The following is a 24,433-nucleotide window of genomic DNA, read 5'->3' as shown; positions in this document are numbered from 1 at the left end:
TTTGCCAGAACGGAGAGAGCTACGCGGGACAAATCCCTGTCTCCATTAGCGATCGCCCACTTAGCAGTAGCCAATGACCAGCATCCGCATCATCAACTCTGGGTCGATCGAGGGGCGTCCGCTGGAGCTGTAGAAATCCGCAAGGTAGCTGAGTAGATCACGCAGATCCAGACACTGGTCGATACTGCGCAGGAGGTGTTGGACTGGGATATGGTCTTCCAGATTGAACGAGTAGAACAGGCGCAGCCGTCCACCCGGTAGCGGTCCCATCATGCTGTTCGTCCCCGCGTTCACCGACAGAGTGATTCTGCCGTCGGCACGGAGAGGTCGCTACTTTTTCAACAGAATCTGCCGGTAGCGGTCTTAAGGCTCACCAAGTGCAGCCTCAATCTGCTCGCAGAACCACTTCAGCGAAGTGGATTTTTCACTTCGCGAATGCCAGTGCAGGGTCACTTCGAAAGATGGTACCTCGAAAGGTAGATCGACGACTTTCAATGGCTTATCTCCTGGAAATTCGCAAAAGCTCCAGGCAATGCGATAGGGCAAGATAGTGATCATCTCAGTCCCGGGGATGATCTTTGGCAGTACCGAAAAATGTGGGATGCGTAGCCGCACTCGGCGCTCGACGGCCATTTTTTTCAGGACGTCTTCTACCATGCCATGGCCGGATGTTCGGGTGACAATTGCATGGGGTTCGGCGAGAAATTGCTGCATGTTCATCTGCGTGCCAATACGTGGATGAGCGTCATCGACCAGGCAACAGTATTGCTCGCTCATCAGCCTTTGGTGGGTAATGCCGGCCCCCGGCAATATCTGACTACAGATAGCCGCGTCGATATGCCCATCGTTCAGCCATGTTGCGACCTGGTCGATCTCAAGCGGCACGATGTCAAGCTCGATACTCGGCGCCATCTGGTTGAGACGGTCGAGCACTCTTGGCAGCAAAGCAATTTCCCCCAAATCCGACAAGGCAAGGCGAAAACGTCGCTTTGAGGTTGATGGGGAAAATTTGCGTGCCTCAGAAACGGCATCATTGATGCTACGGCTGGCTTCCTTGAATCCCTCATAGAGCTGAGTAGCCAGCCGCGTAGGTTGCATGCCTTGTTGGTTACGTACGAATAAGGCGTCATCGAACTGTTCCCTGAGTTTGGCCAATGCATAGCTCACTGATGGCTGAGTCACGCAGAGTCGCTCAGCAGCCACGGTGACACTCTGGGTTTCATAGAGCGTGACGAAAGTCGTGATCAGGTTGAGGTCGAAACCGGCCATTGGCTAATCTCCCGTTGTATATAGATAGTGTTTATGCGCTGAAGTCAAAGTATTTATTTGATCGATTTTAGTCATCTCTCTACAGTTGAACTACATGACATTTACTAAATATTAACTTTATGAAAACAATTCACTCCGCTGCATATGCGCTACTGCGCCGCCACGGCATGACCACCATCTTTGGCAACCCCGGCTCCAACGAACTGCCGTTCCTGAAGAGCTTCCCGGAAGACTTTCAGTACGTACTCGGCCTTCACGAAGGTGCGGTGGTGGGCATGGCCGACGGTTATGCGCTGGCCAGCGGCAAGCCGGCGTTCGTCAACCTGCATGCTGCGGCAGGCACGGGGAACGGTATGGGCGCGCTGACCAACTCCTGGTACTCGCACAGCCCCCTGGTGATCACCGCGGGTCAGCAAGTGCGACCGATGATCGGGGTAGAGGCCATGCTGGCCAACGTAGATGCTACGCAACTGCCCAAGCCGTTGGTGAAGTGGAGCTACGAACCAGCCAACGCCCAGGACGTACCGCGTGCCCTGAGCCAGGCGATCCAGTATGCGAACACCACGCCGAAAGCACCGGTGTACCTGTCGATTCCTTACGATGACTGGGATCAGCCTTCGGGACCCGGCGTCGAGCACCTGATCGAGCGCGACGTGCAGACGGCAGGTACGCCAGACGCTCGGCAACTGCAGGTGCTGGTCCAGCAAGTGCAAGACGCACGCAATCCGGTGCTGGTACTGGGCCCCGATGTCGATGCGACGCTGTCCAACGACCACGCAGTGGCCCTGGCTGACAAGCTGCGCATGCCCGTCTGGATCGCCCCGTCGGCGTCGCGCTGCCCGTTCCCTACCCGTCACCCCAGCTTCCGGGGCGTGCTGCCAGCGGCTATCGCTGGCATCAGCAAGACCCTGCAAGGCCATGACCTGATCATCGTGGTGGGTGCGCCGGTGTTCCGTTATCACCAGTTTGCCCCCGGTGATTACCTGCCGGTCGGGGCGCAACTGCTGCACATCACCTCCGATCCGCTAGAGGCTGCACGAGCACCCATGGGCCATGCGCTGGTCGGCGACATCAAGGAAACCCTGCGCGTGCTGGCCGAAGAAGTCGTCCAGCAGTCCCGGCCGTATCCAGAAGCACTCGCTGCGCCTGAGTGTGTCACCGACGAGCCGCACCACCTGCACCCGGAAACGCTGTTCGATGTACTCGATGCAGTCGCCCCGCACGATGCCATCTATGTCAAGGAATCAACCTCGACAACCACGGCATTCTGGCAGCGCATGAACCTGCGTCATCCAGGCAGCTATTACTTCCCGGCAGCGGGTGGCCTGGGCTTCGGCCTGCCGGCCGCCGTTGGCGTGCAGCTCGCCCAACCGCAGCGCCGAGTTGTCGCACTGATCGGTGATGGCTCTGCCAACTACGGCATCACCGCGCTCTGGACGGCCGCGCAATACCGGGTACCCGTGGTGTTCATCATCCTCAAGAACGGCACCTACGGTGCCCTGCGCTGGTTTGCCGGGGTGCTCAAGGCCGAGGACTCCCCTGGCCTTGACGTTCCCGGCCTGGACTTCTGTGCCATTGCCAAAGGCTATGGGGTCAAGGCCGTACACACCGATACCCGGGACAGCTTCAAGGCGGCACTACGAACTGCGCTGGACGCCAATGAACCCACCGTCATCGAGGTGCCGACCCTGACCATCCAGCCTCACTGACCTCATGTGAACGTGGTCGCCGCCGGCGCCTCGCTCACTAATCTCGATAACAACAATAAGAGATACAACAATGACTCAACGACGTGCCTTGGATGTCGCGGGCTCCGCTCCGCTTGGAAAACTCCACTATACCCTACTTTTCTGGTGTTCCTTCATCATGCTGTTCGATGGCTATGACCTGGTCATCTACGGCTCTGTCGTGCCGCAATTGATGGAGCATTGGGCATTGACTCCGGTCATTGCCGGCTGGATGGGCAGTGCCGCGCTGTTCGGCATGATGTTCGGCGCTGTCGTCATCGGCCCGCTGGCTGATCGCCTGGGACGGCGCAAAGTTATTCTCAGCGCCATGACGCTGGCCAGTGTTTGCACGCTGGGTACCGCGTGGGCTTGGGATGCGGAGAGTTTCGCAACTCTGCGTTTCGTCACCGGCGTCGGGCTGGGGGGGGCGATCCCCAACATCGTCGCGTTGATGAATGATCTGACACCGAAAGCACGTCGCAGCCGAATGACCACTATCATGCTCAGCTTCTACTCGATCGGGGCAATTTTTTCTGCTCTGGTAGCCATGTTTATCATTCCTCGCTTTGGATGGGAGGCAACGTTTCTGGTGGGCGGCATCCCGCTGCTGTTCCTGCCGTGGATGTACCGCCAGCTGCCCGAGTCGCTGAACTTCCTGCTGAAAAAGGACAAGGCCGCGGCCAGTGCGCTGCTCAAACGCATCGATCCCGCCGTCGACGCTGACCAGGTACGTTTCGATGCGCCCGTACGCACTTCGAGCGCGGCACCGTTGTCGCGTCTGTTCACCTAAGGACGTGGCGTGGGTACGATGTTCCTGTGGCTGGGGTTTGGCATGTGCATGCTGATGGTCTATGGGCTCAATACTTGGCTACCGAAGATCATGGTCGCCGGTGGCTTCCCGCTGGGTTCGAGCCTGATGTTCCTGGTGACCTTGAACATTGGCGCCACCTTCGGCGCCCTGGGTGGTGGCTGGCTCGCCGATCGCTGGGGCTGCAAGCCCACGTTGATACTGTTCTTTCTGCTGGCGGTGATCTCACTCTGCACGCTGGGTATCAAGCCTGGCCCGCTGTTGCTCAACGCTATGTTGCTGATCGCCGGTGCCACCACCATCGGCACCCTGGCCGTCATCCACGCCTTCGCTGCACAGCAGTACCCGAGCGAGATCCGTGCGACGGGCGTGAGTTGGTGTTCGGCAATTGGCCGTTTCGGGGCCGTGGCTGGCCCGGCAATGGGCGGCCTGATGCTGAGCATAAACCTGCCACTGCAGATCAATTTCATTCTCTGCGCGGTCCCCGGATTGGTGGCGATTTTCGCCATTGCCATGATCAAAAGAAGGGCCGTTGCCAGCGTGGGCTTGAATGCCCAGCCGGCAGACACCCATCACTGAACAACGTGCCCAATGCTGATAAAGGAGATATTCCGTGAGTCAAGTCAATCACACGCCGTATCGCGATCTTCACCTGCTGCCGATTGCCGGCGCATGGCGTGAAGGCAGTGCGCCGCAATCACTGCAGGTCAGCGATCCGTACAACGGAGAAACCCTGCTGCAGATCAAGCAGGCTACCCGCGATGACCTGGACGAAGCCTATCAGGCCGCGCAGCGCGCCCAGGTCGAGTGGGCGATGATAGGACCGGGGCAGCGCTCGGCCATCCTGCACCGTGCGGTGCAGATCTTCGATGAGCGTCGCGAGGAGATCATCGGCTGGATCATCCGCGAGTCGGGCAGTACCCGCATCAAGGCGCAAATTGAGTGGGGCGCTGCGCGCAGCATCACCCTGGAGTCAGCCTCTTTTCCGGCGCGGGTGCACGGGCGCATTCTGCCGTCCAACGTCCCAGGCAAGGAAAATCGCGTTTACCGAGAGCCTCTGGGTGTGGTGGGGGTGATCAGCCCATGGAACTTCCCGCTCCACCTCACCCAGCGTTCGGTGGCACCGGCATTGGCCCTGGGCAATGCCGTGGTGATCAAGCCCGCGAGCGATACCCCCGTGACGGGCGGCCTGCTGGCCGCGCGCATCTTCGAGGAAGCCGGCGTTCCGGCAGGCGTGATTAGCGTGCTGGTCGGCTCTGGTGCCGAGATTGGTGATGCGTTCGTCGAGCATCCGGTACCCAAATTCATCTCCTTCACGGGCTCGACCCCTGTGGGCGCCAACATTGGCCGTATCGCCAGCGGTGGCAAGCACCTCAAGCACGTGGCACTGGAGCTGGGCGGCAACAGCCCGTTCGTGGTGCTGGCCGATGCCGACCTGGAGCAGGCGGTAGCAGCGGCGGTGATGGGCAAGTTCCTGCACCAGGGGCAGATCTGCATGGCGATCAACCGCATCATCGTCGAGGACGCACTGTATGACCGATTCGTCGAGCGCTATGCCGAAAGGGTCAAGGCGTTGAAGGTGGGCGACCCCAGCGAGCCGGATACCGTAGTCGGGCCTATCATCAACCGCAAGCAACTGGACACGTTGCTGAGCAAGGTAGCGCGGGCCAGGGAGGAGGGTGCCCGTCCAGTCGTCGAAGGTGACGTGCGTGGGCAACTGCTGCCGCCTCACGTGTTCGCCGATGTGACGGAAGAAATGGAGATCACCCGCGAGGAAATTTTCGGCCCGCTGGTCGGCATTCAGCGCGCGCGAGATGAGGCCCACGCGCTGGCGCTTGCGAACGACAGCGAGTTCGGGCTATCTAGCGCCGTGTTCACCGCCGACCTGGAGCGCGGCGCGCGTTTCGCGCGTCGAATCAAGGCTGGCATGACCCATGTGAACGACATTCCGGTCAACGACGAGGCACACGCTCCCTTTGGCGGTGAGAAGAACTCGGGGCTGGGGCGTTTCAACGGTGAGTGGGCAATCGAGGAATTCACCACCGATCACTGGATCAGCGTGCAGATGACACCACGCAAATACCCGTTCTAGCATACTGGCGCAGGTTCCTTTCGGCTTGCGCCTGGTCCTGCGAATCCACTGACGCCGTGATTCTTCTGTTTTCTACGGCCAGATCGAGGACATTTATCAGCAGCATTACCTGGACTTGTCCAACCGTCCGTCTTGTCGACCGGCTACTCGCTGCAGACCGAGTTGCGCCACTCCCAGAACCGTGAAGACGGCAAAGCATTGTATGGCGATATCGACAACAAGAGTTACGGCGCCATGACCACCCTGACAATCGGCGGGCATGGCGTGGGTCAGCGGTGGTGCAATGCCTTAGGACATAGACGGCATTTATGTTTTGCCGGGTACGCATTTATTTGTGAGACAGAAAATGGCTTCCTGAAGTGGCCATTCATTTACTCGAAGGAGCAGCAATGAAAATTGCAATAGTGGGCGCAGGGGCGATGGGCGGACTGTTTGGTGCGCGCCTGGCCTTGGCTGGACAGGACGTGTCTTTCGTGGAGGCGTCGGAGACGACCATCGAGGTCATCTCTCGCCAGGGCTTGCGCCTGGAGACGCCTGACGTACAGGAAAGCGTCAGGGTGCCGATCTCTCGTGCACACCAAGTGACAGGCCACTTCGACCTGCTGGTGATCTTTACCAAGGGGTTTCATACCGCCGCCGCCATCGAGTCAGTGCGCCACCTGGTGGGGCCGCAGACTTGGGCGCTTTCGGTGCAGAACGGGCTGGGCAATGCCGAGCTCATCGCCCGCGTGGTTCCGGCCGAGCGCATCATCGTCGGCATGACCAACTTGCCGGCAGACCTTGTCGCGCCTGGCGTGGTGCACAGCCACGGCGAAGGGCACATCAATATCTGGACAGGCAATGGTAAGGACAGCCCGACCGTGCACGAAATCGCGGCGAATTTTAGCCAGGCCGGTTTGCCGTGCAAGGCCGATCCGCAGGTGCAGGTGTCGATCTGGGAGAAGGTGGCGTTCAACGCAGCGCTCAATTCGGTTTGCGCGGTGACCCGCCGGACCGTGGGCGCGGTCGGCCACGCTGAAGAGGGACGGCAGGTGACCTCCCGCATCGTCAGCGAAACCGTGGCGGTTGCACAGGCTGCTGGCGTTGATGCTGATCAGCAGCGGGTTATCGCTGCTGTCGACTATGCCTTTCGCAATCACCAGCAGCACAAACCGTCGATGCTGCAGGATGTCGAGGCAGGTCGCAAAACCGAGATCGATTTCATCAATGGCGCGGTGGTCGAGCGTGGCAAGCGCCTGGGCGTCGCCACGCCAGTGCTGGAGATGCTGTTCAGCCTGGTGAAGTTGAGCGAAGGCTAGATTTCCCGGCGCTGAAGGCGAAACGCCTTCAGGGTCAGGTCCGTTGTGCGCTTGAAGAACCGTGAGAAGTAAGCCTGCTCGACGAACCCCAGGCTGTCGGCGACCTGGCCAACCGTCATCGAGGTGTAGATAAGGTTGCGCTTGGCTTCGGGCATGATGCGCTGGTGCTCCCTGAAGTACTTTCGATCAGCAGCGTCAGGTTTTCCAGATACTGCAGGCCGCGCTCCCTGGGCTTGGCGGCCAACTGGTAGCACTCTCGTGAGCGCTGTGAAATCCACACCAGCAAGGTGACCCTGGTACTGTTTTCAGGGAGGAGATCAAAATTCAAAACCAGAGAGTACCATCAAAAATTCCATTGAAAAAACCGTGCTTCCCGTTGCTAACAGCTGCCAGAAAGTGCCAGACACAAAAACAAAAAAGCCCGCTGTTACGCGGGCTTACAGGTACTTTACTGCTTTTACGTGCAGGCTGTTGCCAGACGTGAAATCATTCCCACTCAATGGTCGCCGGCGGCTTACCGCTGATGTCATACACCACGCGGGAAATACCGTTGACTTCATTGATGATGCGGTTGGACACGCGGCCGAGGAAATCGTACGGCAGATGCGCCCAGTGCGCGGTCATAAAGTCGATGGTTTCGACAGCACGCAGGGAAACCACCCAGTCGTACTTACGGCCATCGCCCATGACGCCAACGGAGCGAACTGGCAGGAATACGGTGAATGCCTGGCTCACTTTGTTGTACAGATCGGCTTTGTGCAGCTCTTCGATGAAAATGGCATCAGCGCGACGCAGCAGGTCGCAGTACTCTTTCTTCACTTCGCCCAGCACGCGCACGCCGAGGCCCGGTCCCGGGAACGGGTGGCGATACAGCATGTCGTACGGCAGACCCAGCTCGAGGCCAATCTTACGCACTTCATCTTTGAACAGCTCGCGCAGGGGCTCAACGAGGCCCATCTTCATCTCTTTCGGCAGACCACCCACGTTGTGGTGAGATTTGATAACGTGCGCTTTGCCGGTTACGGAAGCCGCAGACTCGATCACGTCAGGGTAGATAGTCCCCTGCGCCAGCCATTTCACATCTTCCAGCTTCAGCGCTTCTTCGTCGAAAACCTCAACGAATACACGGCCGATGATTTTACGCTTCGCTTCCGGATCGTTTTCCCCCGCCAACGCGGTCAGGAAACGCGCCTCGCCTTCAACGTGAACAATGTTCAGGCCGAAACGGTCGCCAAACATGTCCATAACCTGCTGGGCTTCATTCAGACGTAGCAGACCGTTATCCACGAAGACGCAGGTCAGGTTTTTGCCGATGGCGCGGTGCAGCAGCATAGCGGTAACGGAGGAATCCACGCCGCCGGAGAGGCCGAGAATCACTTTATCGTCGCCAACCTGCTGACGAATGCGTTCGATGGCATCGTCGATAATTTTGGCCGGCGTCCACAGCGCCTCACACTGGCAGATATCGCGTACGAAACGCTCAAGCATGCGCAGACCCTGACGGGTGTGGGTCACTTCCGGATGGAACTGCACGCCGTAAAAGCGCTTCTCTTCGTTAGCCATAATGGCGAACGGGCAGGTTTCGGTGCTGGCGACGGTGACGAAGTCAGACGGGATGGCGGTAACTTTGTCGCCGTGGCTCATCCAGACGTCCAGCATCGGCTTACCATCCGCGCTCAGCGCATCTTCAATACCGTGGATCAGGGCGCTATCGGTCTGAACTTCAACCTGCGCATAGCCAAACTCACGCTCATTAGACGCTTCAACGTGTCCGCCCAACTGCATAGCCATGGTCTGCATGCCGTAGCATACGCCGAATACCGGCACGCCGGCTTCGAAGACATACTGGGGCGCGCGCGGGCTGTTATCTTCGGTGGTGCTTTCCGGGCCGCCGGAAAGAATAATGCCGTTAGGATTAAACTCACGAATTTGAGCTTCAGTCACGTCCCATGCCCACAGTTCGCAATAGACACCTAATTCACGAACGCGACGCGCAACCAGCTGGGTGTACTGAGAACCGAAGTCCAGGATAAGAATACGATGTTTATGAATGTTATCCGTCATTGACGATAATTCCGAGGCAAGTGATACAGGTTAAATAAATCGCCCGGCGCGTGGCCGGGCGATGAAAATCAGGAGCCCATGCGGTAGTTCGGGGATTCCTTAGTGATGGTCACGTCGTGAACGTGGCTCTCCTGGATACCCGCGCCGCTGATGCGCACGAATTCCGCTTTGGTCCGTAGGGTGTCGATGGTACCACAACCGGTCAGACCCATACAGGAGCGCAGGCCGCCCATCTGCTGGTGAATAATCTCTTTCAGACGGCCTTTATAGGCGACGCGACCTTCGATACCTTCCGGCACCAGTTTGTCGGCGGCGTTATCGGTCTGGAAGTAGCGATCGGAGGAACCTTTAGACATCGCGCCCAGGGAACCCATACCGCGGTAGGATTTGTAAGAACGGCCCTGGTAGAGTTCGATTTCACCCGGGGATTCTTCGGTACCGGCCAGCATTGAGCCAACCATGACTGCGGCTGCGCCTGCGGCAATCGCTTTCGCGATATCGCCGGAGAATCGGATACCGCCGTCGGCAATAACCGGGATACCGGTGCCTTCCAGCGCTTCAACCGCGTCAGAAACGGCGGTGATCTGCGGAACACCCACGCCGGTCACGATACGAGTCGTACAGATGGAGCCAGGACCGATACCCACTTTCACCGCGCTGCAGCCGGCTTCCGCCAGCGCCCGAGCACCCGCGCCGGTCGCCACGTTACCGCCGATGATTTGCAGGTCAGGATATTTAGCGCGAGTATCACGGATACGCTGCAGTACGCCTTCAGAGTGGCCGTGCGAAGAGTCGATCAACAGAATATCTACGCCCGCGGCAACCAGCGCATCAACGCGCTCTTCGTTGCCCGCGCCCGCGCCAACCGCTGCGCCAACGCGCAGGCGACCTTGCTCATCTTTACAGGCGTTCGGTTTACGCTCCGCTTTCTGGAAATCTTTAACGGTGATCATGCCGAGAAGATGAAAGCTGTCATCCACAACCAGCGCTTTCTCAACGCGTTTTTCATGCATTTTGGCAAAAACCACTTCGCGGCTTTCACCTTCACGAACGGTAACCAGACGCTCTTTCGGCGTCATATATACGCTAACCGGCTGGTTCAGGTCGGTGACGAAACGCACATCGCGGCCGGTAATGATGCCGACCAGCTCGTTGTCTTCGGTGACCACCGGATAGCCAGCAAAACCGTTGCGTTCGGTCAGCACTTTAACTTCGCGCAGGGTAGTGGTTGGCAGGACGGTCTGCGGGTCGGTCACCACGCCGGATTCATGCTTTTTCACGCGCCTTACTTCTTCAGCCTGGCGTTCAATGGACATGTTTTTATGAATAAAGCCGATGCCGCCTTCCTGTGCCAGGGCAATTGCCAGACGCGCTTCAGTCACGGTATCCATTGCAGCGGAAAGCATAGGAATATTCAGACGGATGGTTTTCGTCAGCTGAGTGCTGAGATCGGCGGTATTTGGCAGAACGGTTGAGTGAGCGGGAACGAGGAGGACGTCGTCAAACGTCAGGGCTTCTTTAGCGATACGTAGCATGGGCAATATCTCGACCAGGGTGGATAAATATTGCCGTGGCATTATACAGAGCGTAACCGATTGCATCTACCCTTTTTTGCAAATAATACTTGCGATCCCCTCCCAGCAGGTTACTATCGACTGAATAACCTGCTGATTTAAAATTTGATCTTGCTCACATGTTGCCATCTCAATCCCCCTCAATTTACACGGTTAGCCGCCTCAATCAGTCGGTTCGGCTGCTGCTGGAACGTGAAATGGGGCAGGTGTGGATTAGCGGCGAGATTTCAAACTTCAGCCAGCCATCTTCTGGTCACTGGTACTTCACCTTAAAGGACGATAACGCCCAGGTGCGCTGCGCGATGTTCCGCAACAGCAACCGCCGCGTGACGTTCCGTCCGCAGCACGGGCAGCAGGTGCTGGTCCGCGCCAACATCACACTGTACGAGCCGCGCGGCGATTATCAGATCATCGTGGAAAGCATGCAGCCTGCGGGCGAAGGTCTGCTGCAGCAGAAATATGAACAGCTTAAGGCAGCGCTGGCGGCGGAAGGCTTGTTCGATCAGCAGCATAAAAAAACGCTCCCCTCCCCCGCGCACTGCGTCGGCGTCATCACCTCTAAAACCGGCGCTGCGCTGCATGATATTTTACACGTGCTCAAGCGCCGCGATCCTTCCCTGCCGGTCGTTATCTACCCGACCGCCGTACAGGGTGAAGATGCGCCGGGGCAGATCGTTCGCGCCATTGAACTGGCCAACGCGCGCCATGAGTGCGATGTGCTGATTGTCGGGCGCGGCGGCGGTTCGCTGGAAGATCTATGGAGCTTTAACGACGAGCGGGTGGCGCGGGCGATTTTCTCCAGCCCTATTCCCATCGTCAGCGCCGTAGGCCATGAGACCGACGTCACTATCGCCGATTTTGTTGCCGACCTGCGCGCGCCAACGCCCTCCGCTGCGGCGGAAATTGTCAGCCGCAACCAGCAAGAGCTGCTGCGTCAGCTCCAGTCCGGGCAGCAGCGTCTTGAAATGGCGATGGACTACTTCCTTGCCAACCGCCATCGCCGCTTTACCCAGATTTTTCACCGCCTGCAGCAGCAGCACCCCCAGCTGCGGCTGGCCCGTCAGCAAACGGAACTGGAAAGATTGCGCCAACGCATGCGTTTCGCTCTTGAGACGCAGATGAAGCGCGCCGACCAGCGCCAGCAGCGCGCCGCGCAGCGCCTGAATCAACAAAATCCGCAGCCGCGCATTCACCGCGTCCAGAGCCGTATTCAACAGCTGGAATACCGGCTGGCGGAAAACATTCGCGCGCGTCTTGGCGAACAACGTGAACGCTTCGGTAATATGGTCACGCATCTGGAAGCCGTCAGCCCGCTGGCGACGCTCGCCCGCGGCTATAGCGTCACTTCCGCCAGCGACGGCAAAGTGCTGAAACAAACGACGCAGGTGCGCGAAGGTGACCTCCTCACGACCCGCCTGAACGACGGCTGGGTAGAGAGCGAAGTGAAGAACATCACGCCGGTGAAGAAAACCCGTACTCGCAAAAAAGCCTGATTATCCTGCCTTTTCGGCAGGGGATAACTATACTGCTGTCATGCCCTTTTAAAACGGTTTTATCCGGCTAAGGAGCGTGATATGCCAGAAGCTTATCCCCGTTATGTGATTCCGCCCTACATCTTACGTCGTATTGTCGATCGTGGTTCTCTTCAGCAACAGCGCTGCGCGCGGAACACCCTCAGCCATGTTCAGACCCTGATGGCGCACGTTCCGGGCCGCCCCGCCGCGGCCCACGTGACGACGCCGGGCCTGCTTGAGCGCGACATTTATGATGCCGGGCAGACCCAGGATCTGCCGGGTACCCAGGTTCGTTTTGAGGGACAGCCCTCCAACGGCGACGTAGCCGTTGATGAAGCCTATGACTATCTCGGCATCACCCATGATTTTTTCTGGAAGAGCTACCAGCGAGATTCGCTGGATAACCGCGGGTTGAAGCTTACCGGCAGCGTCCACTATGGTCACGAATATCAAAACGCGTTCTGGAACGGCCAGCAAATGGTATTTGGCGACGGGGATGGCGAGATTTTTAATCGTTTTACTATCGCTATTGACGTGGTGGCGCACGAGCTAAGCCACGGCGTGACGGAGAGCGAAGCCGGTCTCATCTATTTCGAACAATCCGGCGCGCTCAACGAATCACTATCAGATGTCTTTGGATCGCTGGTCAAACAGTATCAGCGCCAGCAGACGGCAGACAAAGCGGACTGGATCATTGGCGAGGGGCTACTCGCGAAAGGCATCCACGGTAAAGGTCTGCGCTCTATGTCGCAGCCTGGCACCGCTTATGATGACCCTATCCTTGGCAAAGACCCGCAACCCGCGCATATGAAAGACTTTGTTCATACCCAGCAGGATAACGGCGGCGTTCATATTAACTCCGGTATTCCTAATCACGCCTTTTATCTCGCCGCCAGCGCAATCGGTGGTTTTGCATGGGAAAAAGCGGGATATGCCTGGTACGACGCGGTGTGCGATCAATCTCTGGCAAAAGACGCCGACTTCTCGGCCTTTGCCAGACTGACGATTCACCATGGCGAGAAACGCTCTGGCAAAGAGGCCGCTGATGCGATTACTCAGGCCTGGGAGCGGGTCGGAGTCGCGCTATGAATCTCCCCGATCTCAGCGATGACGCGGTCATTGAGCTGGCGCGCGAGGGCGGTGTCGCCTGGATCCCAGCGCTCAGCGGGATGCGTAAGATTGTCGTTGCCCGGCTTAACGAGCAACAAAGGCAGCGGATCGCGACAATTCTCCAACAGTCGCTACCGCTGGGCAAGCCGCCAGGTCAGCCAGACTCGCCGGGGAGCGGCGACCAGCGTTTCTTCCGCATTCAGATAATTAGCGAACAGCATTATCACAGCCTGATTATCCTCATTCCCGAGGAGCGTGCGCCAAATTCACTGATTGAGCTCTGGCGCGACGGTGAAGGCTGCGTCAGCGATAAAGATTAAATCGGCACAAACTCGACGCGTTTTTTTGAAATCAGCCCGTGACCGTGCTGGCAGAAATAATCCACCGCGCCGCAGGCTTTTAAAACTTCTAGCGGCTTGTGGCAATCCGGGCAGCGGGCTTCAACAACATAATCTTTCGCACAATGCTCGCAATGGGCGCTATTGCCCTGCACAGCAAGCTGCGCATGGCATACGGGGCAATCAAATTCCATGGTGACTCCTGACGACGGGTATATCGCTTTATTTTATCACGGTTGCACAATCTGTGGCTGCTGCCAGTCATTAGCCTCCAGTAGGTTATTCGCCCCCTGCGGTCCGTCGCCTTTAATTTTATTCACCCTGCATACTGAATCGGGACTGAGCAAAAGCATCATAGACCTGCTTATCGGTAAACGGCGGAAAAGTGGCCCGTTTAGCGGCATCTACCAGCGCGGCACAATAGGCTTTATGACCTTCACTCGTTGTCACGCTATTCAGTTTCCCCTCATCGCTAAAACTCAGATGTATCGTGCATTTTTTACCCGTCCAGCCGTAGCGATTGGATAACTGGGAATCAATAGACTCTTTTATCGCTCGCGCCTGTTTGCCATATTTATCGTTATCACTGAAGCGTCCGGAGCTACAGCTCCCAAGCGCTGATGTTTTATGACAGTCAGAAGGATGAAACGGCGTACAGCTGCTGGCTAAAATAACCAAACCGACCATCACTATTGTTTTTTTCATATCCCTGCCCCCATCGTTTGATACGATTCTCCCTACGTTCAATTACGTGCGTTCTACTTTAGCGAAAAGGAACGCCCCTGCTTTGAATACTGCCGGGCTGGTTTGGCGCTGGCACCTCTACGCAAGACGGCCCCGGCGTGAAATAAATGGTAATGATGTTATTGCTGGAAGGCTTCCCTTTGACGTATCGCCATTTTTCCATTGCGGCCCTGACTTCATTATCAAACATTCCGGAAGGATCGGAGTTTAATAACTGAACGTTAGTCACCCGCCCATTCTCATCAACGTCAAATTGCGCTTTAACCTGACCCGGTATCCCTTTTTTTTCGGCTTTCGCGGGATAAGCAGGCTTAACGCGTGGTTCAATCGGTTGTGATTCAGCGGCACAGGCTATAGGAATAAGAAACAGCATCAGGAGAGTTAAAAGGGTTTTCATTCTGACCTCATTGTCACAAAAATATTTATCCTCCTTGGTTTTTCTCACATTTATAACCCGGCCTCAAGCGAGTTTATTATTATTCTGCGCATGTACAATGGCGATAATAAAAAAGCCCGACGGGTGCGGGCTTTAGGTTTTTGATGCTAGCGGATAGCTTATTTACTTTTCTTGATGTGCTTAATCAAGCGCTTACGCTTACGCATCTGGTTCGGCGTCAGGGTATTACGTTTGTTGGCAAACGGGTTTTCCCCTTCCTTGAACTGAATACGAATCGGCGTGCCCATCACTTCCAGCGATTTACGGAAGTAGTTCATCAGATAGCGTTTGTACGAATCCGGCAGGTCTTTAACCTGGTTACCGTGAATAACCACGATCGGCGGGTTATAACCACCGGCGTGGGCATATTTCAGCTTCACGCGACGGCCGCGCACCAGCGGCGGCTGATGGTCTTCGGCAGCCATAGTCATAATGCGGGTCAGCATAGCGGTGCCCACACGACGGGTGGCGCTGTCGTACGCTTCGCGCACGGATTCAAACAGGTTGCCTACGCCGCTGCCGTGCAGCGCGGAGATAAAGTGCACGCGGGCAAAGTCAATAAAGCCCAGACGGAAGTCGAGGGTCTCTTTCACCTGCTCTTTAACTTCCTGGCTCAGGCCGTCCCATTTATTGACGACAATCACCAGCGAGCGGCCGCTGTTGAGGATAAAGCCCAGCAGGGAGAGGTCCTGATCGGAAATCCCTTCGCGCGCATCAATGACCAATAGCACCACGTTGGCATCTTCAATCGCCTGCAGCGTTTTGATCACCGAGAATTTTTCGACGACGTCAGTGATTTTGCCGCGCTTGCGCACGCCTGCGGTATCGATAAGGACGTATTCACGCTCATCGCGCTGCATCGGGATGTAGATGCTGTCGCGAGTGGTTCCCGGCATATCGTAAACCACCACACGATCTTCGCCCAGAATACGGTTGGTGAGCGTTGACTTACCCACGTTTGGGCGGCCCACAATCGCCAGCTTAATCGGCAGATCCTGCGGGTTAAAATCATCTTCCGGCTCTTCAACTGCTTCGCCGTTCTGCTCCGCTTCAAACTGCGCCCAGTATGCCGCGTCCTCGTCCACTTCTTCCGGCGGGTTCACCTCGTCAACCCACGGTAACAGCACGTGCTCAAGCAGGCTGGTGACGCCGCGGCCGTGCGAAGCGGCGATCGGGTAAATCTCGCCTAACCCCAGCGACCAAAAATCGGCAATCGCCTGATCGGCATCGATGCCATCAGTTTTGTTTGCCACCAGGAAGGTCGGCTTTTCACGAGAGCGCAGATGTTTAGCAATTGCCGAATCCGCCGGCATCAGGCCCGCACGCGCGTCGACCATAAACAGCACCACGTCCGCTTCTTCGATTGCCAGCAGCGACTGTTCCGCCATCCGCGTTTCTACGCCATCTTCGGTACCGTCAATCCCGCCGGTATCGATACAGATAAATTCGCGGCCTTCCACTTCAGCACGACCGTACTTACGGTCACGAGTCAGCCCCGGGAAATCCGCGACCAACGCATCGCGAGTGCGCGTTAAGCGGTTAAAAAGCGTGGATTTTCCAACGTTAGGGCGCCCGACAAGCGCGACCACAGGTATCATGTTAAATGCCTCATACTAAAATCGATACAACGCCATTTTCATGGCGTTTTTAAAAAAGCCAAAACGGCCCCTGTCTGTCAGGGGCCGTTTCTCAAAAATAGACTACCGCTGTTGTTAACGCGTAATCGCGTACAGCGTCCCGTCTTTCGCCTGAATCAGCAGTTTGCCGTCAGCAACAACCGGATCGGTCAGGAAGCCTGAGCTGTCTACCTTCTGCTGAGCCACAAAGTGACCATCTTCCGGGTTGACCCAGTGCATATAGCCTTCGCTATCGCCAACAACCAGGTTGCCATTATACAGCACAGGCGCCGTCAACAGGCGGTGCAGCAGATCGCTTTGCGTCCACAGCGTCACGCCACCGTCGGTGGTGAGCGCCAGCAGACGGTCGTTTTGATCAACCAGGTAAATACGGTTGCCGTCGACGATGAAATCGTTCACTGAACCCAGCTCGCGTTTCCACATAATCTGGCCGCTGCGCAGATCCAGCGCCGTCAGGTTACCGTTGTAGGCCAGCGCATAAATCACACCGTTCACGATAACCGGCGTCGTATCGACGTCGTTAAGACGGTCGATTTCAGTCGGGCCGGTGGCGGTAGAGATACGCTGCTGCCAAATCATCTGGCCCTGCTGCATCAGCACCGCGCTGACGCGACCGTTATCGCCGCCCACAATCGCTGCGCCGTACGCGGTAGCCGGTGCGGATTCGCCGCGCAGAGAGAGCGCTGGCATATCCAGGTTAACGGTCCATTTCACCGCGCCGTCAGCTTCGTTCAGCGCCTGCAGCTGACCGTTAGTAGTATGAATAAGCACCATACCGTCGCTGACGACCGGACGGGAAATCGCTTCACCCGCCACGCTCGCTTCCCATGCGACGGTACCGTCGCTGGTGTTCAGCGCGTAAACTTTCGCTTTTTCGCTACCGATATAAACATGGCCGCCGGAGACGGTCACGCCGCCGGAGAGCAGCGCAGGCGCGCGGGAGAACCAGCCGTCTTTCTCGGCCAGGTTAACCGACCACACCTCTTTGCCGTCGCCTGAATTCAGGGCTTTAACGGTGCCTTTACGATCGGCGGCATATACAACGCCATCAGCAAAAGCCGGGTGCAGGTTAGAGTAGAATTCGCCAATACCGCCGCCAACGGAGGTGCTCCAGGACGTGGACGGCGTAAACTGGTTTTCGACCGTCGGCAGTGGCGACATTTTCACCACATCTTCTTCGCTGTTAAACAGCGAACAACCGCTCAATAAGGTAACGGAAAGCAGCCCTGGCAAAAGTAATTTACGCAATTGCATCGAGTCCCTCTCAGATGGACAAATTATTTATTTTCATACGCATCATTTCGCTGAGCGCCGGTGAAGCATCGCTTTTCGCGCCCGCTTCCCATGCCGCTTTCGCCCCTTGCTTATCGCCTTTGCTCAGCAGGATCTCGCCGCGCAGGTCGGCGACAATCGCGGTCCAGCCTTCGCCTTTCACGGCATCCAGGGTTTTCAGCGCGGCATCAGGCTGCTTAAGCTGCAGCTGTACGCGAGCAAGACGCATATTGATAACCGATTTCAGGTTATCATCAGAAGCGGCTGCCAACCCCTGCTGAAGCTGCTTTTCAGCGTTCTGCAGGTCGTTTTTATCGACAAACTGCTGCGCTAGCTCAAGAGACGCAAACGCACCATAGGTGTTTTTGCTATCGGCGGCAAATTTCTGCGCAGCGTTCAGCGCTTCTGGTTTATCCGATTTGAGCGCGGAAATCGCATTTTCATAAGCCAGAGACGAGCCCCTGGCGGTGTCCAGTTGATGGGAGGTCCAGTAGCGCCAGCCAACCAGCGCGCCAACGCCCAAAATCACCCCGACGGCCAGCGCCTTGCCATTTTCAGCAAAGAAACGCTTTAACGCATCGACCTGATCGTTTTCGTTATTGTAAAGTTCCACGCAGTCCTTCTCCTGACTAATGATTCCCGGGAGATTAACCCAGAAGTGTGCGCAAATGCGCGGCAACGCTATCCTGCGTTACGGTAGTTTGCTCACCTGAGCGTAAATCTTTCACTACCACGTTTCCGTCGGCGATTTCTGACTCGCCCAGCACCAGCGCAACGCGAGCGCCCCATTTATCAGCGCGCGCAAACTGCTTCTTAAAGTTGCCGCCGCCGTGGTTGGTCATCAGCTTAACGCCGGGTAACGCATCGCGTACCTGTTCAGCCAGACGCATTGCTGCGGACTGGGTGTCAGTTCCGGAGGCTACCAGGTATATATCGACAACAGGATCGGCTTTAAATTCCGGATTCACTGCCTGAACCAGTAAAACAAGACGTTCCAGCCCCATCGCAAAGCCGACGCCAGGGGTAGCGCGACCGCCAAGCTGCTCAACCAGACCATCGTAACGGCCGCCGGCGCAGACGGTGCCCTGGGAACCGAGGCTGGTGGTGACCCACTCAAACACGGTGCGGTTGTAGTAGTCGAGACCGCGCACCAGACGCTGATTCACGGTATAGCGAATACCCGCATCATCCAGCAGCGCGCACAGCCCGGCAAAATGCGTTTTGGACTCTTCATCAAGATAGTCGCCCAGCGTCGGGGCGTCGTTCAGCAGCGCCTGGACGTCCGGGTTTTTAGAATCCAGCACGCGCAGCGGGTTGGTGTACATGCGGCGTTTGCAGTCTTCGTCCAGCTTATCTTTAAACTGCTCAAGATAGGCCACCAGCGCGTCGCGATAGTTGGCACGAGCCTCCAGCGAACCGATAGAGTTCAGCTCCAGAGCAACGTGGCTGGAGATGCCCAGCTCGCGCCACCAGCGGGCGGTCAGCATAATCAGCTCTGCATCAATATCCGGCCCCTGCAGACCGAACGCTTCGGCGCCAATCTGGTGGAACTGGCGATAACGCCCTTTTTGCGGTCGTTCGTGGCGGAACATCGGTCCGATATACCACAGGCGCTGTTCTTGATTGTACAGGAGACCATGTTCGATGCCGGCGCGTACGCAACCAGCGGTACCTTCCGGACGCAGAGTCAGGCTATCGCCGTTACGGTCCTCAAAGGTGTACATCTCTTTTTCAACCACGTCGGTCACTTCGCCGATAGCGCGTTTGAATAACGGGGTCTGCTCTACAATCGGCAAACGGATTTCGCTGTAACCGTAGCTACCAAGCACCTGCTTCAGTGAGCCTTCAATGCGCTGCCAGAGAGCGGTTTCGCCCGGCAGATAATCGTTCATGCCACGGATGGCTTGAATGTTCTTTGCCACGTTTATTCTCTTTATATATACAAAAATGAACCCCGGCGCCTCGCGCCCGCAGGTTCAATCATACACGGGAAGCGTATCGCTTCCCAACACGTTATTTCGCTTCAACCTGCTGAATATCGATGCGACGCGCCTCATCCAGCATCGATGCTTTAGCGCGAATACGCGCTTCCAGCTGATCGATCATATCGTCGTTATCCAGCCTGTCTTTACGTACGCCGTCTTCGTACAGGCCGCTTTTCTTGTTGCCGCCGGTTACGCCGAGGGTGGAAACCAGCGCCTCGCCGGGACCGTTTACCACGCAACCAATGATCGAAACATCCATCGGCGTAATAATATCTTCCAGGCGCTGCTCCAGCGCGTTAACAGTACCGATAACGTCAAACTCCTGACGTGAACAGGTCGGGCAGGCAATAAAGTTGATCCCGCGAGAGCGAATACGTAGCGACTTGAGAATATCGAAACCCACTTTGATCTCTTCAACCGGATCCGCCGCCAGAGAGACGCGCAGCGTATCGCCGATCCCTTCAGATAGCAGCAAGCCGAGTCCGATCGCGGACTTCACCGCGCCGCTGCGCGCACCGCCCGCTTCGGTGATCCCGAGGTGCAAAGGCTGATCGATCTGTTTCGCCAACAGGCGGTAGGATTCAACCGCGAGGAACACATCGGAGGCTTTTACGCTGACTTTAAACTGATCGAAGTTGAGACGATCGAGATGATCGACATGGCGCATTGCCGATTCCAGTAGCGCCTGCGGGGTCGGTTCGCCGTATTTTTCCTGGAGATCTTTTTCCAGAGAACCTGCGTTTACCCCGATACGAATAGGAATGTTTTTATCGCGAGCGCAGTCCACCACCATGCGGATACGCTCTTCGTTGCCGATGTTGCCAGGGTTAATACGCAGGCAATCAACGCCGTATTCCGCTACCTTCAGCGCAATGCGGTAATCGAAGTGAATATCGGCAACCAGCGGGACGTTAACCTGCTGTTTGATAAGTTTGAACGCTTCCGCCGCATCCATCGTCGGCACCGAAACGCGAACGATATCCGCGCCAACGCGCTCAAGGGCTTTAATTTGATTTACCGTCGCCGCCACATCGGTGGTGCGCGTGTTTGTCATCGACTGTACGGCGATGGGGGCGCCATCGCCAATCGGCACATTCCCAACGTAAATTCGTTTTGATTTTCTACGTTGAATCGGAGCCTGGTTATGCATGAAAAATCTCCCGCGTTACCCGTCTGTTACTGCGCCGGTGATTGTTCGGCATTAAGGGTCAGACGTGCAACCTGGTTAGTTCTGATAAAACGACTTAAATCGACAGGTTTACCCAAATACAGGATCTGTACCGCTGCCGGGGCGCCGATTTTCAGTTTATAAGGTGCCTGGCCGCTCAGGTTGAGGTTGCCGCCTTTACGCTGCAAACCGCTGAACAGCTTTTTACCGGTCGCATCACTCACTTCCAGCCAGCAGTCGGCGGTGAAGTTCAGCACCAGATCCTGCGCGGAGGCCGCCGCAGCGGTCACGTTTGCCTGATCGGTCGGTAACGGCGAAGTTGCCGCCGTATCAACGTTTGCCTGCGAAGGCGCAACCACGGCGTTATTCTCGACCGGAGCCGGAGTCGGGGCCGGTGCCGTAGTCGGCGCCGGAGAAGTCTCGACAGGCGCGCTATTGGCAGCGGTATCCGGTGCGGAATTCGCCGATTGATTATCCAGCGGGATGCTTTGGCTGTTGCTATCGCCAGAATTCAGCTCAGCGGAGGATTGATCGGCCATCGTGGAGATCTCGTCCTGCTGTGCTTTGTGGTCCTGCCACCACCAGGCGCCGCTGAGGCCGATCACCACGAACAGCACCAGCCAGGTAAAACTCATCAGCCAGCCATCGCGCTTTTTGCGACGTTTACCCAGCGAGAAGGTCTGCATGGGGGCAACTTTCGCCGCCCGAATCGGAGCCTGCTTGGCCATCATCGGCAGCAGCTCTTCTTCCGGAATGTGCACAAGGCGGGCATAAGAGCGGATATAGCCGCGCAGGAAGGTTGAAGCAAGATCGGCGGGTGCCTTATCGTCTTCAATATCACGAACCGTGGAAACCTTCAGGCATAAGCGTTCAGCCACCGCCTGCTGGCTGAGCCCGAGTTGTTCGCGGGCATTACGCAGACGCGCGCCCGTGGTGTTTGCTTCTTGATGGTCTTGAGTGGCTTCAGTATTCATTCGCTACAACTACTGGTACGTGAAATTTAAAATTCAGCGCCGGTTACCCCGCGCCGCGAGACATCTGCTCAACGTCAGACAAACAGTATAAGTCCGTATGACCTGGTATCACAGAGACTTATCAAAATTGAATGCTAAGCGGTTGTTGTACCGCTACATACTGCCTCAAAGTCGACAAAAACGCACCGTAATTATTAACCACAACAGCGTATTTCGCCCGACGATTCCACATAAATATGCAACGCACCGCATAGGCTGCGCGCTGCATCATTTATTATCAGACCGCCTTCACGTCGATCGCTTCGCCCTGCATACGTTTACGCAGCGTACGCTTGGTACGGTCGATAACGTCGCCGGCTAGCTGACCGCAGGCGGCGTCGATATCGTCGCCGCGGGTTTTACGCACGATCGTGGTGAAACCATACTCCATTAACACTTTGGAGAAACGGTCGATACGGCTGTTGGAGCTACGGCCATATGGCGCGCCAGGGAAGGGGTTCCATGGGATCAGGTTGATCTTGCACGGCGTATCTTTCAGCAGCGCGGCCAGCTCGTGCGCATGCTCGGTGCCGTCGTTGACGTGATCCAGCATGACGTATTCGATAGTGACGCGGCCCTGGTTGGCGTTGGACTTCGAAATATAGCCGCGCACCGAGTTCAGGAAGGTCTCGATGTTGTATTTCTTGTTGATCGGCACGATTTCGTCGCGAATGGTATCGTTCGGCGCGTGCAGAGAGATGGCCAGCGCGACGTCAATCATATCGCCAAGCTTATCAAGCGCCGGCACCACGCCGGAGGTGGAGAGCGTGACGCGACGCTTAGAAAGACCAAAGCCGAAATCGTCAAGCATGATTTCCATGGCCGGAACCACATTAGTCAGGTTCAGCAGCGGCTCGCCCATCCCCATCATCACCACGTTGGTAATTGGACGTACGCCGGTGGTCTTCACCGCGCCGACGATTTTCGCCGCGCGCCAGACCTGGCCGATAATTTCCGAAACCCGCAGATTGCGGTTAAAACCCTGCTGGGCCGTAGAACAGAATTTACACTCCAGCGCGCAGCCCACCTGGGATGAAACGCACAGGGTGGCGCGATCGTCTTCCGGAATATACACGGTTTCGACGCGCTGATCGCCAACGGCAATGGCCCACTTGATGGTGCCGTCGCTCGAGCGCTGCTCTTCCACGACTTCCGGCGCGCGGATCTCCGCGACTTCCTTTAATTTGCCGCGCAGAACCTTGTTGATGTCGGTCATCTCATCAAAGTTGTCGCAGCAGTAGTGATACATCCATTTCATCACCTGATCGGCGCGGAAAGGCTTTTCGCCCATGTTTTTGAAAAACTCGCGCAGCTGCTGACGGTTCAAATCCAGCAGGTTGATTTTGGCATCTTTGTTCGGCACCGTCAGAGCGGCGCTATCAGGCGTGACTATTTGTTCAGACATAATTGATTCCGGCCTCGTTATTACACGTTATGGCCCCTAGAGGGTTGAAAAAAGAAACGCCCCGGGAGCGACTGCTCATCCGGGGCGCTGTATTCTACAAATTCTGGCCCATCAATACCACGTTTGCACGCTGCAATGATGAAAAAATCTGTAACTGCCAATCCTCTAAGGATTTTCGTTTGTCGCAAGGCGGCAAGCAAGTGAAGCCCCGGCAGCATAGATAAGCGACCGGGCTGAACGCGCGCAGCCAACACCGCGATAGTCGAAAAGACGACGAGGATGGGTATCTCCACAGTATTTTACGTCACGGCGAGGCGGCGAGTTCGCAAATCCCCGGGAGCATAGATAACTATGTGACCGGGGTGCGCGAGTGAAGCCAACAAAGCGGTGGCGTGAAAGACGCGGGAGATTAGCGGGTGCGCGGGCAAACCTCGCCTTCAGCAAAGAAAAACGCGATTTCGCGCGCGGCGGATTCAACAGAATCGGAACCGTGGGTGCCGTTCTCGGTGAAGCTGTCAGCGTAGTCTGCGCGCAGGGTACCCGCCAGCGCGTTTGCCGGGTTGGTTGCGCCCAGCAGATCGCGGTGACGCTGGACCGCATTTTCGCCTTCCAGCACGGAAACCACGATCGGACCGGAAGTCATAAATTCAACCAGACCGTCAAAGAACGGGCGACCTTCGTGCTCAGCATAGAAGCCGCGAGCCTGCTCAACGGTCAGGTGCAGCATTTTGGTGCCAACAATTTTGAACCCTGCAGCTTCAAAGCGAGAAAAGATGCCGCCAATAACGTTTTTTGCCACCGCGTTTGGTTTGATGATGGAAAAAGTACGTTCAATAGCCATGATAACCTCTTTATATATGTTGTTCTGTTTCGCAGATGAGACCGATAAATACGGCGCGAATTATAATCATCATCTAAGGCGGTTGCCTATGTGTTTAGGTAACATTTTTTTAAAAAAAAGCGACCTTAAACAACAAAT

The 24,433-nt window shown here is 56.6% G+C and carries 22 protein-coding genes and 3 pseudogenes; 9 read left to right on the top strand and 16 right to left on the bottom strand.

What is annotated here, in order from left to right; all coding sequences use genetic code 11:
* Positions 1 to 63 precede the first annotated feature (63 nt).
* Positions 64 to 273: pseudogene (locus EGY08_RS22865) on the bottom strand (IS5/IS1182 family transposase); the annotation flags it as partial.
* 90 nt (positions 274 to 363) lie between these two features.
* A complete protein-coding gene (locus EGY08_RS22860) occupies positions 364 to 1,269 on the bottom strand; it encodes a LysR family transcriptional regulator (protein WP_004123517.1) in 906 nt (301 codons plus the stop codon).
* 119 nt (positions 1,270 to 1,388) lie between these two features.
* Here EGY08_RS22860 and mdlC point away from each other — a divergent pair, with 119 nt between their 5' ends.
* From mdlC to EGY08_RS22835, 6 genes and pseudogenes are all read left to right on the top strand, one after another.
* Positions 1,389 to 2,978, top strand: coding sequence for a benzoylformate decarboxylase (gene mdlC, locus EGY08_RS22855; protein WP_004123521.1), 1,590 nt, complete (start codon positions 1,389 to 1,391; stop codon positions 2,976 to 2,978).
* 70 nt (positions 2,979 to 3,048) lie between these two features.
* Entirely contained in the window at positions 3,049 to 3,786 is a 738-nt protein-coding gene (locus EGY08_RS31140) for an MFS transporter (protein ID WP_227635291.1), read from the top strand.
* Positions 3,787 to 3,804: 18 nt separating this feature from the next.
* The gene (locus EGY08_RS31135; RefSeq protein WP_227635290.1) at positions 3,805 to 4,383 is read left to right on the top strand and encodes an MFS transporter; all 579 of its coding nucleotides are present in this window, start codon (positions 3,805 to 3,807) and stop codon (positions 4,381 to 4,383) included.
* A gap of 34 nt (positions 4,384 to 4,417) precedes the next feature.
* A complete protein-coding gene (locus tag EGY08_RS22845) occupies positions 4,418 to 5,896 on the top strand; it encodes an aldehyde dehydrogenase family protein (RefSeq protein WP_004123527.1) in 1,479 nt (492 codons plus the stop codon).
* A 126-nt stretch (positions 5,897 to 6,022) separates the two neighbouring features.
* Positions 6,023 to 6,289, top strand: a pseudogene (locus tag EGY08_RS31450) (OprD family outer membrane porin); the annotation flags it as partial.
* Entirely contained in the window at positions 6,286 to 7,194 is a 909-nt protein-coding gene (locus tag EGY08_RS22835; protein ID WP_123828956.1) for a ketopantoate reductase family protein, read from the top strand. The pseudogene EGY08_RS31450 and the gene EGY08_RS22835, both read left to right, overlap by 4 nt.
* Here EGY08_RS22835 and EGY08_RS22830 read toward each other — a convergent pair.
* The 3 genes and pseudogenes from EGY08_RS22830 to guaB form a co-directional block, all read right to left on the bottom strand.
* Positions 7,191 to 7,361: pseudogene (locus EGY08_RS22830) on the bottom strand (helix-turn-helix domain-containing protein); the annotation flags it as partial. The gene EGY08_RS22835 and the pseudogene EGY08_RS22830 overlap by 4 nt on opposite strands.
* A gap of 319 nt (positions 7,362 to 7,680) precedes the next feature.
* Positions 7,681 to 9,258 (bottom strand): glutamine-hydrolyzing GMP synthase, encoded by a 1,578-nt coding sequence (gene guaA, locus EGY08_RS22825; protein WP_123828952.1) that lies wholly within the window; start codon positions 9,256 to 9,258, stop codon positions 7,681 to 7,683.
* Between the two features lie 68 nt (positions 9,259 to 9,326).
* The gene (guaB, locus tag EGY08_RS22820; RefSeq protein ID WP_004123540.1) at positions 9,327 to 10,793 is read right to left on the bottom strand and encodes an IMP dehydrogenase; all 1,467 of its coding nucleotides are present in this window, start codon (positions 10,791 to 10,793) and stop codon (positions 9,327 to 9,329) included.
* A gap of 158 nt (positions 10,794 to 10,951) precedes the next feature.
* Here guaB and xseA point away from each other — a divergent pair, with 158 nt between their 5' ends.
* From xseA to EGY08_RS22805, 3 genes are all read left to right on the top strand, one after another.
* Entirely contained in the window at positions 10,952 to 12,325 is a 1,374-nt protein-coding gene (gene xseA / locus EGY08_RS22815; RefSeq protein WP_004123541.1) for an exodeoxyribonuclease VII large subunit, read from the top strand.
* Between the two features lie 81 nt (positions 12,326 to 12,406).
* On the top strand, positions 12,407 to 13,435 hold the full coding sequence (locus EGY08_RS22810; protein ID WP_004123543.1) for a M4 family metallopeptidase: 1,029 nt from the start codon (positions 12,407 to 12,409) through the stop codon (positions 13,433 to 13,435).
* Positions 13,432 to 13,776 carry a protealysin inhibitor emfourin gene (locus EGY08_RS22805; RefSeq protein ID WP_082236876.1) on the top strand — a complete coding sequence of 115 codons (345 nt, stop codon included), beginning with the start codon at positions 13,432 to 13,434 and terminating at the stop codon, positions 13,774 to 13,776. The genes EGY08_RS22810 and EGY08_RS22805 overlap by 4 nt, the downstream gene beginning before the upstream one ends.
* On the opposite strand, the gene EGY08_RS22800 is transcribed toward EGY08_RS22805, so the two are convergent.
* From EGY08_RS22800 to ndk, 11 genes are all read right to left on the bottom strand, one after another.
* Positions 13,773 to 13,988, bottom strand: coding sequence for a zinc ribbon domain-containing protein (locus EGY08_RS22800; protein WP_004123550.1), 216 nt, complete (start codon positions 13,986 to 13,988; stop codon positions 13,773 to 13,775). The genes EGY08_RS22805 and EGY08_RS22800 overlap by 4 nt on opposite strands.
* A 118-nt stretch (positions 13,989 to 14,106) precedes the next feature.
* Positions 14,107 to 14,499 carry a cell envelope integrity TolA C-terminal domain-containing protein gene (locus tag EGY08_RS22795; RefSeq protein ID WP_049112963.1) on the bottom strand — a complete coding sequence of 131 codons (393 nt, stop codon included), beginning with the start codon at positions 14,497 to 14,499 and terminating at the stop codon, positions 14,107 to 14,109.
* 58 nt (positions 14,500 to 14,557) lie between these two features.
* Positions 14,558 to 14,935 carry a TonB family protein gene (locus EGY08_RS22790; RefSeq protein WP_004123575.1) on the bottom strand — a complete coding sequence of 126 codons (378 nt, stop codon included), beginning with the start codon at positions 14,933 to 14,935 and terminating at the stop codon, positions 14,558 to 14,560.
* A 158-nt stretch (positions 14,936 to 15,093) separates the two neighbouring features.
* Entirely contained in the window at positions 15,094 to 16,572 is a 1,479-nt protein-coding gene (gene der / locus EGY08_RS22785) for a ribosome biogenesis GTPase Der (protein ID WP_004123577.1), read from the bottom strand.
* Positions 16,573 to 16,686: 114 nt separating this feature from the next.
* Positions 16,687 to 17,865: an outer membrane protein assembly factor BamB gene (gene bamB, locus EGY08_RS22780; protein ID WP_004104478.1), complete on the bottom strand. Its 1,179-nt coding sequence runs from the start codon at positions 17,863 to 17,865 to the stop codon at positions 16,687 to 16,689.
* 10 nt (positions 17,866 to 17,875) lie between these two features.
* The gene (locus EGY08_RS22775) at positions 17,876 to 18,496 is read right to left on the bottom strand and encodes a YfgM family protein (RefSeq protein WP_004123578.1); all 621 of its coding nucleotides are present in this window, start codon (positions 18,494 to 18,496) and stop codon (positions 17,876 to 17,878) included.
* Positions 18,497 to 18,530: 34 nt separating this feature from the next.
* Positions 18,531 to 19,805 carry a histidine--tRNA ligase gene (gene hisS, locus EGY08_RS22770; RefSeq protein WP_004123579.1) on the bottom strand — a complete coding sequence of 425 codons (1,275 nt, stop codon included), beginning with the start codon at positions 19,803 to 19,805 and terminating at the stop codon, positions 18,531 to 18,533.
* A gap of 91 nt (positions 19,806 to 19,896) precedes the next feature.
* Positions 19,897 to 21,018, bottom strand: coding sequence for a flavodoxin-dependent (E)-4-hydroxy-3-methylbut-2-enyl-diphosphate synthase (ispG, locus tag EGY08_RS22765; protein ID WP_004123581.1), 1,122 nt, complete (start codon positions 21,016 to 21,018; stop codon positions 19,897 to 19,899).
* Positions 21,019 to 21,044: 26 nt separating this feature from the next.
* The gene (gene rodZ, locus EGY08_RS22760) at positions 21,045 to 22,010 is read right to left on the bottom strand and encodes a cytoskeleton protein RodZ (RefSeq protein WP_123828950.1); all 966 of its coding nucleotides are present in this window, start codon (positions 22,008 to 22,010) and stop codon (positions 21,045 to 21,047) included.
* A 277-nt stretch (positions 22,011 to 22,287) separates the two neighbouring features.
* Positions 22,288 to 23,454, bottom strand: coding sequence for a bifunctional tRNA (adenosine(37)-C2)-methyltransferase TrmG/ribosomal RNA large subunit methyltransferase RlmN (locus tag EGY08_RS22755; protein ID WP_004123586.1), 1,167 nt, complete (start codon positions 23,452 to 23,454; stop codon positions 22,288 to 22,290).
* Positions 23,455 to 23,863: 409 nt separating this feature from the next.
* The gene (gene ndk, locus EGY08_RS22750) at positions 23,864 to 24,295 is read right to left on the bottom strand and encodes a nucleoside-diphosphate kinase (RefSeq protein ID WP_004114414.1); all 432 of its coding nucleotides are present in this window, start codon (positions 24,293 to 24,295) and stop codon (positions 23,864 to 23,866) included.
* Between the last annotated feature and the right edge of the window lie 138 nt (positions 24,296 to 24,433).

Origin of the sequence: Klebsiella sp. FDAARGOS_511 (assembly GCF_003812845.1) — a bacterium.
GTDB classification, from domain to species: Bacteria; Pseudomonadota; Gammaproteobacteria; order Enterobacterales; family Enterobacteriaceae; genus Klebsiella; species Klebsiella grimontii.
Note: the sequence above shows the minus strand (reverse complement) of the source record. Positions and strands in the feature narration are given on the sequence as shown.